The 16,554-nt window shown below is 60.1% G+C and carries 19 protein-coding genes; 17 read left to right on the forward strand and 2 right to left on the reverse strand.

All coding sequences use genetic code 11. The features are described from left to right. Nucleotides 1-7: 7 nt before the first annotated feature. Both FCH38_RS06510 and FCH38_RS06515 read right to left on the reverse strand, forming a co-directional pair. On the reverse strand, nt 8-778 hold the full coding sequence (locus FCH38_RS06510; protein WP_174373241.1) for an SDR family oxidoreductase: 771 nt from the start codon (nt 776-778) through the stop codon (nt 8-10). 157 nt (nt 779-935) lie between these two features. Beyond that, nucleotides 936-1,970 (reverse strand): glutamine synthetase beta-grasp domain-containing protein, encoded by a 1,035-nt coding sequence (locus FCH38_RS06515; protein ID WP_174373242.1) that lies wholly within the window; start codon nt 1,968-1,970, stop codon nt 936-938. Between the two features lie 481 nt (nt 1,971-2,451). On the opposite strand from FCH38_RS06515, the gene FCH38_RS06520 reads away from it, so the two are divergent. The 17 genes from FCH38_RS06520 (at nt 2,452) to FCH38_RS06600 (ending at nt 16,531) form a co-directional block, all read left to right on the forward strand. Continuing rightward, the gene (locus tag FCH38_RS06520; protein WP_174373243.1) at nt 2,452-2,658 is read left to right on the forward strand and encodes a DUF2735 domain-containing protein; all 207 of its coding nucleotides are present in this window, start codon (nt 2,452-2,454) and stop codon (nt 2,656-2,658) included. Nucleotides 2,659-2,999: 341 nt separating this feature from the next. Then, nucleotides 3,000-4,289, forward strand: coding sequence for an urea ABC transporter substrate-binding protein (gene urtA / locus FCH38_RS06525; protein ID WP_174373244.1), 1,290 nt, complete (start codon nt 3,000-3,002; stop codon nt 4,287-4,289). A gap of 288 nt (nt 4,290-4,577) precedes the next feature. Then, nucleotides 4,578-6,191: an urea ABC transporter permease subunit UrtB gene (gene urtB / locus FCH38_RS06530; protein WP_174373245.1), complete on the forward strand. Its 1,614-nt coding sequence runs from the start codon at nt 4,578-4,580 to the stop codon at nt 6,189-6,191. Further along, nucleotides 6,188-7,360, forward strand: a complete 1,173-nt coding sequence (gene urtC, locus FCH38_RS06535; protein ID WP_174373246.1) for an urea ABC transporter permease subunit UrtC — start codon at nt 6,188-6,190, stop codon at nt 7,358-7,360. The genes urtB and urtC overlap by 4 nt, the downstream gene beginning before the upstream one ends. 4 nt (nt 7,361-7,364) lie before the next feature. Beyond that, nucleotides 7,365-8,126 (forward strand): urea ABC transporter ATP-binding protein UrtD, encoded by a 762-nt coding sequence (urtD, locus tag FCH38_RS06540; protein ID WP_174373247.1) that lies wholly within the window; start codon nt 7,365-7,367, stop codon nt 8,124-8,126. 76 nt (nt 8,127-8,202) lie between these two features. Beyond that, nucleotides 8,203-8,721, forward strand: coding sequence for a hypothetical protein (locus tag FCH38_RS06545; protein ID WP_174373248.1), 519 nt, complete (start codon nt 8,203-8,205; stop codon nt 8,719-8,721). A 14-nt stretch (nt 8,722-8,735) separates the two neighbouring features. Next, nucleotides 8,736-9,431 (forward strand): urea ABC transporter ATP-binding subunit UrtE, encoded by a 696-nt coding sequence (urtE, locus tag FCH38_RS06550; RefSeq protein WP_174373249.1) that lies wholly within the window; start codon nt 8,736-8,738, stop codon nt 9,429-9,431. 254 nt (nt 9,432-9,685) lie between these two features. Further along, the gene (locus FCH38_RS06555) at nt 9,686-10,939 is read left to right on the forward strand and encodes an alpha/beta hydrolase family esterase (RefSeq protein ID WP_174373250.1); all 1,254 of its coding nucleotides are present in this window, start codon (nt 9,686-9,688) and stop codon (nt 10,937-10,939) included. Beyond that, nucleotides 10,846-11,697 carry an urease accessory protein UreD gene (locus tag FCH38_RS06560; RefSeq protein ID WP_174373251.1) on the forward strand — a complete coding sequence of 284 codons (852 nt, stop codon included), beginning with the start codon at nt 10,846-10,848 and terminating at the stop codon, nt 11,695-11,697. The genes FCH38_RS06555 and FCH38_RS06560 overlap by 94 nt, the downstream gene beginning before the upstream one ends. 111 nt (nt 11,698-11,808) lie before the next feature. Next, complete coding sequence (locus tag FCH38_RS06565) at nt 11,809-12,111, forward strand: urease subunit gamma (RefSeq protein WP_006315002.1); 303 nt, start codon at nt 11,809-11,811, stop codon at nt 12,109-12,111. 10 nt (nt 12,112-12,121) lie between these two features. After that, nucleotides 12,122-12,379, forward strand: coding sequence for a DUF1272 domain-containing protein (locus FCH38_RS06570; RefSeq protein ID WP_153516511.1), 258 nt, complete (start codon nt 12,122-12,124; stop codon nt 12,377-12,379). Nucleotides 12,380-12,399: 20 nt separating this feature from the next. Next, nucleotides 12,400-12,705: an urease subunit beta gene (locus FCH38_RS06575; RefSeq protein ID WP_046797816.1), complete on the forward strand. Its 306-nt coding sequence runs from the start codon at nt 12,400-12,402 to the stop codon at nt 12,703-12,705. Between the two features lies 1 nt (nt 12,706). After that, nucleotides 12,707-13,063, forward strand: a complete 357-nt coding sequence (locus FCH38_RS06580; RefSeq protein WP_149899908.1) for a GFA family protein — start codon at nt 12,707-12,709, stop codon at nt 13,061-13,063. 3 nt (nt 13,064-13,066) lie between these two features. Then, the gene (locus tag FCH38_RS06585) at nt 13,067-13,489 is read left to right on the forward strand and encodes a lysozyme inhibitor LprI family protein (protein WP_174373639.1); all 423 of its coding nucleotides are present in this window, start codon (nt 13,067-13,069) and stop codon (nt 13,487-13,489) included. Nucleotides 13,490-13,494: 5 nt separating this feature from the next. Next, the gene (locus FCH38_RS06590) at nt 13,495-14,139 is read left to right on the forward strand and encodes a Urease operon accessory protein (RefSeq protein WP_174373252.1); all 645 of its coding nucleotides are present in this window, start codon (nt 13,495-13,497) and stop codon (nt 14,137-14,139) included. A 4-nt stretch (nt 14,140-14,143) separates the two neighbouring features. Further along, complete coding sequence (gene ureC, locus FCH38_RS06595) at nt 14,144-15,853, forward strand: urease subunit alpha (RefSeq protein WP_149899910.1); 1,710 nt, start codon at nt 14,144-14,146, stop codon at nt 15,851-15,853. Between the two features lie 12 nt (nt 15,854-15,865). Beyond that, nucleotides 15,866-16,531 carry a TIGR02117 family protein gene (locus tag FCH38_RS06600; RefSeq protein WP_174373253.1) on the forward strand — a complete coding sequence of 222 codons (666 nt, stop codon included), beginning with the start codon at nt 15,866-15,868 and terminating at the stop codon, nt 16,529-16,531. The last annotated feature ends 23 nt before the right edge of the window (nt 16,532-16,554 follow it).

Here is a 16,554-nt window from a genome sequence, read left to right on the forward strand (position 1 = left end):
GGGCTTCTCACAGCCGCACCGACATGCCGCCATCCACCGTCAGCACATGGCCGTTGACGAACGAGGCCGCATCGCTGGCCAAAAACAAAGCCGCACCGGCGATTTCATCCGGCCTGCCCCAGCGCTCCAGCGGCACGCGCAGCTTGGCGAAGGCAACCATGTCAGGGTTTTCGGCAAGGGCGGCATTGGTTTCTGTTGCAAACATGCCGGGCGCAATGGCGTTGCTGGTGATGCCGCGCGCGCCATATTCCACGGCAATCGCCCGCATCAGCCCGGTCAGCCCCTGTTTGGCGACGGGGTAGATCGCATCCCCCGGCCGGACGATATGGCCGAGAATGGAGGTGATGGTGATGATGCGGCCATAACCGTTGGTATTCATGGCCTCCGCAGCATCGCGCGACAGCGAGATGGAGGAGGTGAGGTCGGTGCGGATCAACTCCAGCACATCCTCGTCATTAAATTCAGCAAGCGGGCGGCGGTCGCGCGCGCCGACATTGTTGACGAGAATATCGAGATGGCCGAATTCGTCCATGATACGGCGGACGAGCGCGCTGCCGGCTTTGGTATCGGCGATGTCGAAAGCGGCGTAGTCGGCCTTTCCGCCGGCCTGGCGAAGCGTGTCGACCGCCTGTTGCAGCGTCTCGGGGTTGCGGCCGGTCATCCACACATGCGCACCTGCCTCAGCAAAGGCGCTGGCGATTTCGAAACCGAGACCACGGCCGCTGCCGGTAATGACGGCGATGCGGTTTTCGAGAGAGAATTTCTGGAGAATGCCCATCGCTCACCTTCTTGCTTGACGTGCTGCAACTTCTTGGAGTTTGCGAAGGAAGAATATGCCGCGCGGGGCAGGGGGCGAAAGGTCGCCTGTCCGGCCTGTCCGTTCGCTGGACACAAAAATGGCGTCGCCCGGTTGGGCGACGCCATGTCTTGGATTATCAGGCAGCAGCCGACTTTGCGAGCGGCACTTCTGCAATCGTCTGCAGAACGACGGAAGCGATCTGGTAAGGGCAGCCCTGCGAGTTCGGACGACGGTCTTCGAGGTAACCACGGTAGCCGTTGTTGACGAAGGAATGCGGAACGCGGATCGAGGCACCACGGTCTGCAACGCCGTAGGAGAACTTGTTCCACGGCGCGGTTTCGTGCTTGCCGGTCAGGCGCAGATGGTTGTCCGGGCCGTAAACGTCGATGTGTTCCTGCCAGTTCTTGGCAAAAGCGGCCATGAGGGCTTCGAAATATTCCTTGCCGCCAACTTCGCGCATGAACTTGGTGGAGAAGTTGCAATGCATGCCGGAACCGTTCCAGTCGGTATCGCCGAGCGGCTTGCAATGGAATTCGACGTCGATGCCGTACTGTTCGCAAAGACGCAGCAGCAGGTAACGGGCGATCCAGATCTGGTCGGCGGCGCGCTTGGAGCCCTTGCCGAATACCTGGAATTCCCACTGGCCCTTGGCCACTTCGGCATTGATGCCTTCGTGGTTGATGCCGGCTTCGAGGCAGAGATCGAGGTGCTCTTCAACGATTTCGCGGGCAACCGAACCGACGTTCTTGAAGCCGACGCCCGTGTAATACGGACCCTGCGGAGCCGGGTAGCCCTGTTCCGGGAAGCCGAGCGGGCGGCCGTCCTTATAGAAGAAATATTCCTGTTCGAAACCGAACCATGCATCCTCGTCCTCGACGATGGTGGCGCGGCTGTTCGAGGCATGCGGGGTAACGCCATCGGGCATCATGACTTCGCACATGACGAGCGCGCCGTTGGTGCGGGCCGGGTCGGGGTAGATCGCGACGGGCTTCAGCACGCAATCCGACGAATGGCCTTCAGCCTGCTGGGTGGACGAACCATCAAAACCCCAAAGCGGCAGCTGCTCGAGCGTGGGGAATTCGTCGAATTCCTTGACCTGTGTCTTGCCGCGCAGGTTTGCGACCGGCTTGTATCCGTCCAGCCAGATGTACTCGAGTTTGAACTTAGTCATTACGAACCTCTCATAGGTAACAATGCGAAGCCTTGAGGCTTGCCGTGGCGTTTGCCACCGGAAGCACATTCGCGTTCAAGGGCTGACCCCTTAGATGCATGCCGCGTGCCAGATTGGCGATATCCGACGATTTATTCGAAAAATCTTTCAGCGGCTCTTTCTCAAGCCCATCGCATTACCGCTCCCGTCTCCGCTTGTTGCGCCGCAGCAGGCAAATTCGTCCCTCAAGTTTCATCATTGAATCCTTATAGATAGCCGGCTCGTTGCCCTCAAATGCCCTGCTGCGGTGCAGTGATTTCGATTGCGCGCGATGGATCGGCATTTGCCCCAAAAACCGGCGCTTTCGGAATGGTTTTTCTTGCTGATTGGCTGTTTAATGCCTATATTTTTCGCAACGTGATTTTTTTTTAATCAAACGGAGCGAATCCGGTCTTTGTGGGTTTGCTTCCTGAACAAAGTGCTTCGATGCAACCAAAGTGAGATGATCGAAATGGCAACTGGCTTTCATCGCGAGACGGCAACGATCTATCAATTCCCGGTCGGCGGGCGCGCGGGCCTTTCCAAGTTCCACAATAGCGGGCTTAGCGAGCTTGAGCGTCAGGCACGGGAGCCGCATGTGGATTTTGGCTCCTGGTATCATGATGATGCGATCCGGGATGAAGAGCGGGACGGCAAGCCGCATTCCTGATCTGAGACGTCGCCGCGCATTTCTTCTCCCCGCCGGGGAGAGGTGGCCCGAAGGGTCGGATGAGGGGCAACGCCCGCGATTGACCGCACCCGTGCCCCCTCATCCCGCTGCCGCGACCTTCTCCCCGGCGGGGAGAAGAAACAGGCGGAAACCTCCCATTTCACATGGGAAACCTCTGCTTGAAATCTGCCTTCCCCAAATCGCCTACCGCTTTCGCCACCCCGCCTACGTCAATTGACGTATACGGTTTCGCACCCCTCAGGCCGATAGTCCCCTCCAGCAGCGGTCAACGATGCCGCTGAGGCCCCGACAGGGGCTAAACAAGGAGAGGGGTTCTTCCGATGATATTCCGCAAGACGCTTAGCGCCGCGCTGCTCGGCGCGATCATGTCCACCACCGCCTTCCACGGCGCTTTCGCCGCTGACGATACGATCAAGGTCGGCGTGCTGCATTCTCTTTCCGGCACCATGGCGATTTCAGAAACGACTCTGAAAGACGCCATGCTGATGCTCATCGACGAGCAGAACAAGAAGGGCGGCGTTCTCGGCAAGAAGCTCGAAGCCGTGGTGGTCGATCCGGCTTCCGACTGGCCGCTGTTTGCCGAAAAGGCCCGCCAGCTGATTTCGCAGGACAAGGTCGCCGCCGTTTTCGGCTGCTGGACGTCGTCGTCGCGCAAATCCGTGCTGCCGGTGTTCGAAGAACTGAATTCGCTGCTTTTCTACCCCGTGCAATATGAGGGTGAAGAATCCTCCCGCAACATCTTCTATACGGGTGCCGCTCCCAACCAGCAGGCCATTCCGGCCGTCGATTATCTCGCCAGCACCGAAGGTGTGGAGCGCTGGGTTCTGGCCGGTACTGATTATGTCTACCCACAGACCACAAACAAGATCCTGAAGGCCTACCTGATGTCGAAGGGCGTCAAGGAAGAGGACATCATGATCAACTACACGCCGTTCGGCCATTCCGACTGGCAGACGATCGTGTCCGACATCAAGAAATTCGGCTCGGCCGGCAAGAAGACCGCCGTAGTTTCCACCATCAATGGTGACGCCAACGTGCCGTTCTACAAGGAACTGGCCAATCAGGGCATCAAGGCGGAAGACATTCCGGTCGTCGCTTTCTCGGTTGGCGAAGAAGAGCTTGCCGGTCTCGATACCGCGCCGCTGGTCGGCCACCTTGCCGCATGGAACTACTTCCAGTCCGTTGATTCTCCTGTTAATGCCGAGTTCATCAAGACCTGGCATGCGTTTACCAAGAACGACAAGCGCGTGACCAACGACCCGATGGAAGCCGCCTATATCGGCTTCAACGCCTGGGTAAAGGCCGTCGAATCCGCCGGCACCACCGATACGGACAAGGTGCTGGACTCGATCCTCGGCGTTTCCGTGCCGAACCTCTCGGGCGGTTACTCCACCGTCATGCCGAACCACCACATCACCAAGCCGGTGCTGATCGGCGAAATCCAGGCCGATGGGCAATTCGAGATCGTGCAGCAGACGCCGCAGGTGGTGGGTGATGAGTGGTCGGATTATCTGCCGGACTCCAAGGATCTGATTTCGGATTGGAGGAAGCCGATGTCTTGCGGGAACTTCAATGTGGCCACGGGTAAGTGCGGTGGCAAGGGTAGCTGATTAGTTGGGTTGTGTGCCGCGCCCTTTGGTGGGGGCGGGCCTATTTGGAAACTGAGCAAGAATTACCCCCCTCTGTCCTGCCGGACATCTCCCCCTCAAGGGGGGAGATCAGCAAGACGCTGTCTCGCCACTTCATTCTCAAACGTTGAGATGGCCGAGACCTCGCCGCAGGTCGATCTCCCCCCTTGAGGGGGAGATGCCCGGCAGGGCAGAGGGGGGTAAGCCGCATACTCAAGCCGCGCCAACCACAGACATCGCTTTCACCGGAACCGCTCCAAGGGAACCCACATGACGATCCGATCTTTTCTCGGAGCCATCTTCCTCTGGCTCACCATGGGGATCGCATCCCACTCCTTCGCGCAAAGCGATCCGAAGGCGCTGATCGATGCGCTCGGCACGGCCGACTTCAAGCAGGCCGAAACCTTGATCGGCCAGATCGCCGCCACCGGCGACGCGCGCGTGGTTCCGGCGCTGGAGGCTTTCGCTGCGGGCGATCTCTACGTGCGCAAATCCGACAATCTCGTTTTCATGACGAAGCCCGCCGGATCCAACTTCACGCTGGTCGATCCGCTGACCGGCGAAAGCGCCGGTGAAGCGCCGAAGGCTGCGGTATCCAAGATCAAGATCAACAATACCCTGCGCCGCGCCATCCGCGCTGCCCTTGGCGGCCTGACCCTGCTCAGCCCGGAAAAATCCGTGCGGCTTTCGGCAGCAGACGCCGTCCTGAAGGCCCCCAGCGCTGAAAATCTCGAATTGCTGGAAGCGGCCCTATCAAAGGAAACCGATAATGAGGTGCGGACCCGGATGGAGGAGGCGCGGGCTGTCTCGCTGCTCTCCTCCGACCGCCCCCTCGAGGTAAAGAAAGAAGCTATCGCCACCATCAAGAAACTTGGCGGGCGCGATGCGATCAGCATTCTGATGGCGGCGACGCCATCGGTCGATCCGAGCCTGAAGCCTGATGTCGATGAAGCGATTTCCAGCATTGAAAGCGCGCTCGCCTTCTGGGATTACGTGCAGAATATCTGGTATGGCCTGTCGCTCGGTTCCGTGCTGCTGCTTGCCGCCATCGGCCTTGCCATCACTTTCGGCGTCATGGGCATCATCAATATGGCGCATGGCGAGATGGTGATGATCGGGGCCTATTCCACCTTCATGGTGCAGGAGGTTATCCGCACGCATTTCCCCGGCCTGTTCGACTGGTCGCTGGCCATCGCCTTGCCTGTCGCCTTTCTGGTGACGGCGTTTGTCGGTCTCGTGATGGAGCGTGGCGTCATCCGCTATCTCTACGGCCGGCCGCTGGAAACGCTTCTGGCCACCTGGGGCATCTCGCTCATCCTGCAACAGGGCGTGCGCTCCATCTTCGGCCCCACCAACCGCGAAGTCGGCAGCCCCGGCTGGATGTCCGGCTCCTTCAGCCTCGGTTATCTCAATTTCACCTGGAACCGGGTGTGGATCGTCTGCTTCTCGCTATCGGTGTTCTTCGCGCTGCTGGTGCTGCTGAAACGCTCCGCCTTCGGCCTGCAGATGCGCGCCGTGACCCAGAACCGCCGCATGGCTTCTTCCATGGGCATCCGCACGCCGTGGGTGGATGCCTTCACCTTCGCGCTCGGCTCCGGTGTCGCCGGTCTTGCCGGGGTGGCCCTGTCGCAGATCGACAATGTCTCGCCCAATCTTGGCCAGAGCTACATCATCGACAGTTTCATGGTCGTGGTGTTCGGCGGGGTGGGCAATCTCTGGGGAACGCTGGTCGGGGCGCTGTCGCTCGGTGTGCTCAACAAGTTTCTTGAGCCGACGGTGGGCGCCGTGCTCGGCAAAATCCTCGTGCTCGTTCTCATCATCCTGTTCATCCAGAAGCGGCCGCGCGGTCTCTTCGCACTCAAGGGAAGGGCGATCGAAGCATGATTACCGGCTTCCTCCTGCGCGCGCTCGATCGCCGCATTTCCATCGCCATCGGCATAATTCTCGCCATTGCCGTGCTGGTGCCCGCCTCCAACCTGCTGTTGCCTCAAGACAGCGCCTTGCACATCCCGACCTACATCATGTCGATGCTGGGCAAATATCTGGCCTATGCGCTGCTTGCGCTGGCGCTCGATCTGGTCTGGGGTTATTGCGGCATTCTCTCGCTCGGCCATGCCGCCTTCTTCGCGCTCGGCGGTTATGCCATGGGCATGTATCTGATGCGGCAGATCGGCACGCGCGGGGTCTATGGCCATCCGGTGCTGCCTGATTTCATGGTGTTCCTCAACTGGAAGGAACTGCCGTGGTTCTGGCAGGGCTTCGACATGTTCTGGTTTGCGGCGCTGATGGTGCTTGTCGTGCCGGGGCTTCTCGCCTTCGTGTTCGGCTGGTTTGCCTTCCGCTCGCGCGTCAACGGCGTTTACCTCTCGATCATCACCCAGGCCATGACCTATGCCCTGCTGCTTGCCTTCTTCCGCAACGATATGGGTTTCGGCGGCAATAATGGTCTCACCGATTTCAAGGATATCCTCGGCTTTTCCGTGCAGGCGGATGGCACCCGCGCCGTGCTGTTTGCCATGACGGCTGTGATGCTGGCGCTTTCGCTGCTGGTTGCGTCCGGCATCGTCAATTCCAAATTCGGCAAGGTGCTGGTGGGCGTGCGTGATGCCGAAAGCCGGGTGCGGTTCCTCGGCTTTCGGGTGGAAAACATCAAGCTCTTCACCTTCGTCGTCTCGGCCATGATGGCAGGCATTGCCGGCGCGCTGTTCGTGCCGCAGGTGGGCATCATCAATCCCGGCGAATTTTCGCCCGCCAATTCCATCGAGGTCGTGGTGTGGACGGCTGTGGGCGGGCGCGGCACGCTGATCGGACCGATCATCGGCGCCATTCTCGTCAATGGCGGCAAGAGCTATTTCACCGGGGCATTTCCAGAATTCTGGCTGTTTGCGCTGGGTGGACTGTTCATCGCGGTGACGCTGTTCTTCCCCAAGGGCATCGTCGGCACGGTGCAGCATTATCTGGCCGGACGACGCGAAAAGCGGGCGGCGCGGGCGGCAAGCGCTGGTGAACAGCCGGGCAATGACAGCGCGGTTGCGCAACAGGCGGCGGAGTAAGCCCATGAACACGGTTTCCGAAAACAGAACCAAAAGCCTGCTTTATCTCGATGGCGTCTCCGTTTCCTTCGATGGGTTCAGGGCATTGAATTCCCTTTCCTTCGTGGTGGAGCCGGGCGAGCTTCGCGCCATCATCGGGCCGAATGGCGCGGGCAAAACGACGATGATGGATATTATCACCGGCAAGACGCGGCCTGACAGCGGCACCGTGCTGTTCGAAGACAGTATCGACCTCACTAAAAAGGACGAGGTCGACATCGCCCAGCTCGGTATCGGCCGGAAATTCCAGAAACCGACGGTGTTTGAAAGCCACACCGTCTGGGACAATCTGGAACTGGCGCTGAACCGCAAGCGCGGGGTGTTCGCCACGCTGTTCTACCGGCTGACGCAGGAAGACAAGGCCCGCATCGAGGAAATCCTCGCCACCGTGCGCCTTGCCCACCGCCGCAGCGACCTCGCCGCCAACCTTTCGCACGGCCAGAAACAATGGCTCGAGATCGGCATGCTGCTGGCGCAGGAGCCGAAGCTGCTCTTGGTGGACGAGCCGGTGGCGGGCATGACGGATGCGGAAACGGCCGAAACCGCCGTGCTCTTGAAGGAAATCGCCAAGACCCGTTCGGTGGTGGTGGTGGAACACGACATGGGCTTCATCCGCGAGTTGGGCGTGAAGGTGACGTGTCTTGCCGAAGGTTCGGTGCTGGCTGAAGGGTCTATCGATTTCGTGTCCAGCGATCCGAAGGTGATCGAGAATTATCTGGGGCGATAGAAAGAGCTGGCCTCTACTTGTGCCTGTAATAATAACCGGATTTAAGTTGAAAAATTTAAAATCTGGAGTTGATCTAATGGCGTTGATTGGAATTCTGGTTATGGCAATCGGTGCTGCAGCAGTCTGGTATTGGCGGTTGAAGATGGTGCGTGAGGCAGGTAGCGAAATCATCGATACCGTCGAGAAAATGCGCGGCGCCTATAAGCGCAGATCGTTTCGCAAGAAGGCCGAAGTTGCTCCGATAGCCTCCATCCGCGATCCCGCCATTGCTGCGGTGGCATTCTTCATGTGCCTTGCGAACGAAAAGCCGATGTATCTCGAGATGGCCAAAAATGTCGTTCGCGACAGGATGAAAGGTATCATCCCGCCCGCGGATATGGAGGAAGTGATCGTCTTTGGAGAATGGGCGTCCAGAAATGTCGTCAATCCCGAAGACCCTATCCGCAGGTTTCGCGATTTATGGGCAAATGCGCTCGATTTCGATGAAAGACGCCAACTGATCGATATAGCCGAAGAGGTCAGCCGAGTGGGGGGTGACAAGACCTCTGGGCAGGACCTTGCCCTGCAGGCGTTGCGACGAACATTACTGAACTAGAACAGGTGGATGACATGCTGACAGTCGAAAACATCAACCTCCACTACGGCGCAGCGCAAGCGCTCCGCGGCGTGTCGCTCAATGCGGAGATGGGCAAGATCACCTGCGTTCTCGGCCGCAACGGCGTCGGCAAAAGCTCGCTGTTGCGCGCCGTGACCGGCCAGCACGCCATCAGTGCCGGCTCGATCAGTTTCGGCGGCGCGCCGCTGGATGGGCTGGCGCCGTACCACCGGGCCAAGCGCGGTGTCGGTTATGTGCCGCAGGGGCGGGAGATCTTTCCGCTGCTCAGCGTTCAGGAGAACCTCGAAAGCGGTTATGCGCCGCTGCCGCGCAAGGAACGGTTCATTCCCGATGATATTTTCAGCCTGTTTCCGGTGCTGCAAACCATGCTGGGGAGGCGCGGCGGTGATCTCTCCGGCGGCCAGCAGCAGCAGCTTGCCATTGGCCGGGCGCTGGTGACGCGACCGAAAATCCTCGTGCTCGATGAGCCGACCGAGGGCATCCAGCCGTCGATCATCAAGGATATCGGCCGGGCGATCAAATATCTGCGGGATTCCACCGGCATGGCGATCCTGCTGGTCGAGCAATATCTGGATTTCTGCCGTGAACTTGCAGATTACGTCTACATCATGGATCGCGGTGAAATCGTGCATGAGGGGCTGGCCGAAACGCTGGATACACCGGAAGCGCGGCGTCATTTGACAGTATAAATCGAGACTAAAAATGCCGCGCGCCGATCACGGCGTGCGAACGGCCGATTAATATTTTGAAAGCCTATGCGCCTGAGCATGGCTTTTATGCGCAATTTTAGTATTTCGTTGAATAAAAGCCTGTGATATTGGCAGCGCAAATGCTGCATGCGAGACACAGGAAAAGTCTATTCGCACGCCGCGACAGTTGATCCCTTACATTCCATGCACCTCCGACGTATCGTCGGAGACATAGTGCCAATAAAGGCGTGTCAATGCATCAAGACTTTGCCCTTGGCCGGGCCGCCCGGCTGTTCCGCTCCGCCCGCACCCTGGTGCTGGGCTTTGCGATATGTGCGAGCGCTGGCGCCGCAGCGTCGGCCTCGACCTGCGGTCAGCTTCCCGGACCCGGCATGGAGCCAGGTCGGCATGATTTTTCCATTCTCTCTAACGGGCAGAAACGCGACGGCGTCTATTTCGTTCCATCGGCCTATGACGGAAAAAAGCCGTTGCCGGTGGTATTCGATTTCCACGGCTCCAACAGCAATCCGCACGGCCAGCTGAACCGCAGCGGCTGGGACAAGCTTGCCGAGCGCGACGGTCTGATGGTCGTGGCGCTGGCGGGCAGCCTTAATGGCGAAATGCCCGGCACTCACGCCTGGAATGTTCCGGGTGTTACCACGCGTCCGGGCGGGCTGGATGAAGTGAGCTTCATTCGCAATGCGGTTGACATGGTCAAGGGCAAATTCTGCGTGGATGAAGAGCGCTTTTACGGTTCAGGTTATTCCGGCGGCGGGCGCATGCTGTCGCAATTCATCTGCACCGGAGCCAAGGATTTCAACGCTGCCGGCTTTGTCGCATCGCTGCGTGCCGGTTATCCGCTGGAGACCGAAGGCAAATGGGGACCGGATGCGGCAAGCTGCCAGCCGGCGCGGCCGATGTCGATCATCGCCTTTGCGGGCCTGAAGGATCCTGCCAATCCCTATCAGGGCGGCGGCAAGTCCTATTGGCAATATGGCGGCGAAACGGCGCTGAAGCGTTGGGCCGAAATGGACGGTTGCAAGGGCGGCGCAAAAAGCAAGCCGGGCGAGAGCTTTACCGTTAATTCCTACGACGTCTGCAAGGGCGGTGCGCGCATTCAGTCCTATGTCATCGAAAACTGGGACCATGCCTGGCCGCGCGCCACCATGAAGGCGGAAGTGCTGGCAGCGGCTGCCGTTGTCACCCGCAAGCCCGGTGGCGAGCAGACGCCGAAAGCCGAACCGGCCGTGGAGCGCAAGATGCCCACAGGCGAAGTGATGCGCACGGTTGATGCGGCCGAGAGAATGTGGGATTTCTTCCGCAACACGGAAGGGCAGCTGGTGGTGGACGCCGTCGTCAAGAAGGATTGTGGCGCCAAGGCCTCGTCCGCTTCCGCAAGTACATCGGAGACCGCGTGCAGCAGCAACAGCAAGCCATCGGCCCTTCCGGTTGTGAAGACGCTGAACCTGTCCGGCAGCAGCGCGCCCGTGGCAGAGGACGCATTGTAACCAAAGCCGTCGAAGGGCGCAGCCGGCTGGACCAGCTGTTTCAGGAAGGCTGCGCCAAAATCCGCCTGCCGGATACGTTTTCGAATGAGATGGAAGCCATTCTCATCAATTCCTCCGGCGGCTTGACCGGCGGAGACGAAATAGAATGGCGGGCCACGGCCGCTGCGGGCACCTCGCTGGTGGTAACAACGCAGGCCTGCGAGAAGGTCTACAAGGCATCATCAGGCACAGCCACTGTCACCGCCCGTGTTTCTGCCGGGCCGGGCGCCAGATTGCACTGGCTGCCGCAGGAAACCATTCTGTTCGACCAGGCGTCGCTGACCCGCAGGCTGGAAGCCGATCTCGACGCCTCCTCCGAATTCATCGCCGTCGAAGCCGTTCTGCTCGGGCGTCAAGCCATGGGCGAGGCGATGACGCATGGCCTGTTCCGCGACCGCTGGCGCATTCGCCATGGCGGCAAGCTGGTGCATGCCGAAGAGCTGCTGCTTGCGGGTGAGGTGGCGGAGATGACGGCGAAGACGGCGGTTCTGGCCGGGCAGGTGGCCTTTGCGACGCTGCTTTATATCGGGCCTCTCTCCGAGGCGCTTCTGCCTAAAATCCGGGCTATTGCCGGTGAAAGCGGCGGTGCCAGCGAATGGCAGGGCAAGCTTGTCGTGCGTGTCTCTGCGGCAGACGGTTTCTCCCTCAGAAAATTGCTTTTTCCGATCATTTCGCTCTTGCGAAACGGCGCGCCAGTGCCGAAGGTCTGGAATCTGTAACCTCCGGATCGCCCGCGACAGGCGACCTTCCGGGGTCTGTCAAACAAGTCGGACCTGTTCCCCGAAACCCTCAGTGGTTTGCGGTGCAGGTGCGCAAGCTGCGGGACGACGATGAACCTTAGCCCAAGAGAAAAAGACAAGCTGCTGATTTCCATGGCCGCCATGGTGGCGCGCCGCCGGCTGGAGCGCGGCGTGAAGCTCAACTATCCCGAAGCGATTGCGCTGATTAGCGATTTCGTCGTCGAGGGCGCCCGTGACGGCCGCGCCGTGGCCGATCTGATGGAAGCCGGCGCGCATGTGATTTCACGCGATCAGGTGATGGAAGGCATTGCCGAAATGATCCATGATGTGCAGGTGGAAGCGACGTTTCCTGACGGCACCAAGCTGGTGACCGTTCACGAACCGATCCGGTGAGGGGGAAGGCATGGCGCTGGAACTGAGGCCCAATTGTGAATGCTGCGACCGCGATCTCGCGCCCGACAGCCGGGATGCGATGATCTGCTCGTTCGAATGCACCTTCTGCGTTGATTGTGTGACGGATGTGCTTCAAGGCGCCTGCCCGAATTGCGGCGGTGAGCTGGTTCGCAGGCCGGTCCGCCCGACGGCAAAGCTCGTCAACAATCCGGCGTCAACGAAGCGCGTGCTGAAGGCCGAAGGCTGCGCGGCCGCGACCGCCGCCTGAGACAGACAAGGGAGAGCACCATGAAGCCAGGCGAAATCATTGCCGCAGAGGGCACCATCGAACTCAATGCCGGCCAGCCGACGGTGACGATCGAAGTGGCCAATTCCGGCGACCGGCCGGTCCAGGTGGGCAGCCATTACCATTTCTTCGAGACCAATGCCGGGCTTATTTTCGAGCGCGACAAGGCGCGCGGCATGCGTCTCGATATTCCGGCAGGCACGGCGGTGCGTTTCGAGCCGGGCCAGAAGCGGGAAGTAACGCTGGTGCCGCTTTCCGGCAAGCGTGAGGTTTATGGTTTTCGTCAACAGGTCATGGGGAGGTTATAAGATGGCCAGTGCGCATTATCATGGAAGCTGCCAATGCGGCGACGTCAGCTTCGAGGTCGATGCCGATCTCGATCATACCATTGTCTGCAATTGCTCGCGCTGCAAGCGTCTGGGTTCCACGCTGGCCTTTGCGCCGCGTGAGAAATTCACGTTGCTTTCCGGCGAGGACAAGCTGAGCGAGTATCTCTTCAACAAACATAAAATCCATCATCTTTTCTGCTCCACCTGCGGCATTGAAAGCTTTGCTTATGCCGATGGGCCGGATGGAACGCCGATGGTGGCGGTGAACGCCAATTGTCTTGATGGCGTTGATCCTCGGGCGCTGAAGCCGCAGGCTTTTGACGGCGCGGCGGCCTGAATGATGATTGAGAGACGGAAAAATCTTTTCTTGGCGGCTGTGCTGCTTACCGTCACCGCCGGCTTTTCGATGCCGGCTGCCGCGCAGAACGAACCGGATTGCAAGGCACCGGAAACGCAGGCGGACATGACCATCTGCGCCGGCAAGGACTATGAAAAGGCCGACAAGCAGCTGAACGCCGAATATCAGAAGCTGCGCAAGCTGCTCACCGAGCGTGACAAGGCGGCGGATGCAAGCGGCAAGGGTGCGACTGACGCTCTGGTGACTGCGCAGCGCGCCTGGGTGGCGTTTCGGGATGCCAATTGCGCTCTCTCCGGCTTTCAGGCGCGCGGCGGCTCGATGGAACCGATGCTGATCTCTTCCTGCCTTGCCGATCTGAGCGGCAAGCGCGCCGAAGAACTGCGCCAGCTTGCCGAGGGTTTCTGAACGGCATGGGGCGGCGCATCACGATTGTCGGAAACGGGGAACTGCCGCCGGGTGCGGCTGATTTCATCGACCGTTCCGACATCGTCATCCGCTTTAATGATTGCCGGTCTCTGGGGCCTGGCGGCACACGCACCGATGTGGTGGCCGTCTGTAACACCGGGCGGCCGGGTCGCGAGATGACTGAAGGCACCGAATGGCGCGACAGCGACGGGGTGCGGCAGGCTGCGGCCATCTGGTCGGTGCGCGATCCCGCAAAGTTTGCCGAAATGGAGCCGGATATTCGCCGGCGCTGGCCGGAACTGACCGACTTCTGCGCCGATTACACCGCTGGCTTTGCCGCCATCGCACGAGAAACCGGCAAGAGCCACATCGTTATTCCGCGCGGCCTGCACGAAAGGCTGGATATGGCGCTCGAAGCCTATACGCCCGCACCCTATGTCTGCCCCAGCACTGGCCTTTTCGCCATCGCCCATGTTCTTGAGAGCGTCAGCGGTGATGGTGATGAGGTGGCGATTGCCGGTTTCGGCCATCAGGGCTGGAGCGGTCACCCATTTGCCGCCGAACAACAGCTGGTCGAAGCCCTTGCGGGCAAGGGCCGGCTCAAACGAATTTCTCGCACATCGATTTTCTCCGCATCCCAAGGAGCCTGAGCCCATGCCTTACAAGATTTCCCGCGCCGCCTATGCCGGCATGTTCGGCCCGACCGTTGGCGACAAGGTGCGTCTTGCCGATACCGAACTCTTCATCGAGATCGAGAAGGACCACACGACCTATGGCGAGGAAGTGAAATTTGGCGGCGGCAAGGTCATTCGCGACGGCATGGGCCAGAGCCAGGCAACACGGGCGGAAGGCGCTGTCGATACCGTCATCACCAATGTGGTGATCGTCGACCATAGCGGCATCTACAAGGCGGATGTCGGCCTGAAGAACGGTCGCATCCACGCCATCGGCAAGGCAGGCAACCCGGATACGCAGCCGGGCGTGACGATCATCGTCGGTCCCTCTACGGAAGCGATCGCCGGCGAAGGCAGGATCCTGACCGCCGGCGGTATGGACGCGCATATCCATTACATCTGCCCGCAGCAGATCGAGGAAGCGCTGATGAGCGGCATCACCTGCATGCTGGGCGGCGGCTCCGGCCCGGCGCATGGCACGCTCGCCACCACCTGCACCGGCGCATGGCACATCGAGCGGATGATCGAAAGCTTCGATGCTTTTCCGATGAATCTGGCGCTGGCCGGCAAGGGCAATGCCTCGCTGCCCGCACCGCTGGAAGAGATGATCCTTGCCGGCGCATCGTCGCTGAAGCTGCATGAGGACTGGGGCACGACGCCCGCCGCCATCGACAATTGCCTGACGGTCGCCGACGAATACGACGTGCAGGTGATGATCCACACCGATACGCTGAACGAGAGCGGCTTCGTGGAAGACACGGTCGCCGCCATCAGGGGCCGCACCATCCATGCCTTCCACACCGAAGGTGCGGGCGGCGGGCATGCGCCTGATATCATCAAGGTCTGTGGCAATCCCAACGTCATCCCGTCTTCCACCAACCCGACGCGGCCCTATACCGTCAATACGCTGGCCGAACATCTTGACATGCTGATGGTGTGCCACCATTTGTCGCCGTCCATTCCGGAAGACATCGCCTTTGCCGAAAGCCGCATCCGCAAGGAAACCATCGCGGCGGAAGATATTCTCCATGATATCGGCGCGTTTTCGATCATCTCGTCCGACAGCCAGGCCATGGGCCGTGTCGGCGAAGTGGCGATCCGCACCTGGCAGACCGCCGACAAGATGAAGCGTCAGCGCGGCCGCCTGAAGGAAGAGACCGGCGAAAACGACAATTTCCGTGTGCGCCGTTACATCGCCAAATATACCATCAACCCGGCCATCGCCCAGGGTGTCAGCCATGAGATCGGCTCTGTCGAAGTCGGCAAGCGCGCCGATCTTGTCTTGTGGAACCCGGCCTTTTTCGGCGTGAAGCCGGAGATGGTGCTGCTCGGCGGTTCGATTGCCGCTGCACCCATGGGCGATCCCAATGCCTCCATTCCCACTCCGCAGCCGATGCATTACCGGCCGATGTTTGCGGCCTACGGCAAGCTGCGCACCAATTCCTCGGTTACTTTCGTATCACAGGCGTCGCTGGATGCCGGCCTTGCCCAGCGCCTCGGCGTCGCCAAGAAGCTTTTGGCGGTGAAGAATGTGCGCGGTGGCATTTCCAAGGCGTCGATGATCCACAATTCCCTCACCCCGCATATCGAGGTTGATCCCGAGACCTATGAAGTGCGGGCGGATGGCGAATTGCTGACCTGCGAACCGGCCACCGTGTTGCCGATGGCGCAGCGTTATTTCCTGTTCTAACGGGGCGTTACGTTGAGAACTGTCCTCAGATGGATCGGCGGCGGCGTGCTGCTGATCGTGCTGCTTCTTGTGTTCGGCACTGTGGTGCCGCGCCCCTTTTTCGCCGATGATGCAAGCGGCGTGAGGGATCGCGAAATCCTGCTATTGTCCAACCCGATCCATACGGACATTGCCCTGCCGGTGGATGACGATCTGCGGCGGGTGTTTTCCGAGTTGCAGGAATGCGGTATTGCCGTCAACCATCCCGCAGCTGCCACTCTGGTGTTCGGCTGGGGTGGCCGGTCGTTTTACATACAGACACCTACATGGGCAGATCTGAAACCGATGCCGGTGCTGCGCTCGTTTACGCTGGATCAATCGGTGATGCATGTTGATGTGACGGGGGATTTTCCCGCCGATCTGGCCGGGGTGAAACGGCTTCGTATTTCTGAAGCCGGTTATCAGCGCCTTCTCGCCGGTATCAGGGCAAGTTTCCTCAGAAACGGTGGCAAGGTTCAGCTCGTCCCCGGTGCCGCCTATGGTCTGACGGACGCGTTTTTCGAGGCGAATGGCTGGTTTAATGCGCTGGCCGGTTGCAACACGTGGTCGGCCGCCATGTTGCGCGAGGCCGGTATTCGAACCGGCTGGTGGACGCCCTTGCCGCCGCTGTTGCGCTGGTCGGTCGATCTCCACAATTGATCCCTCGCCGATGCGGCATTTCG

This window comes from Agrobacterium tumefaciens (assembly GCF_013337285.1).
GTDB classification, from domain to species: Bacteria; Pseudomonadota; Alphaproteobacteria; order Rhizobiales; family Rhizobiaceae; genus Agrobacterium; species Agrobacterium burrii.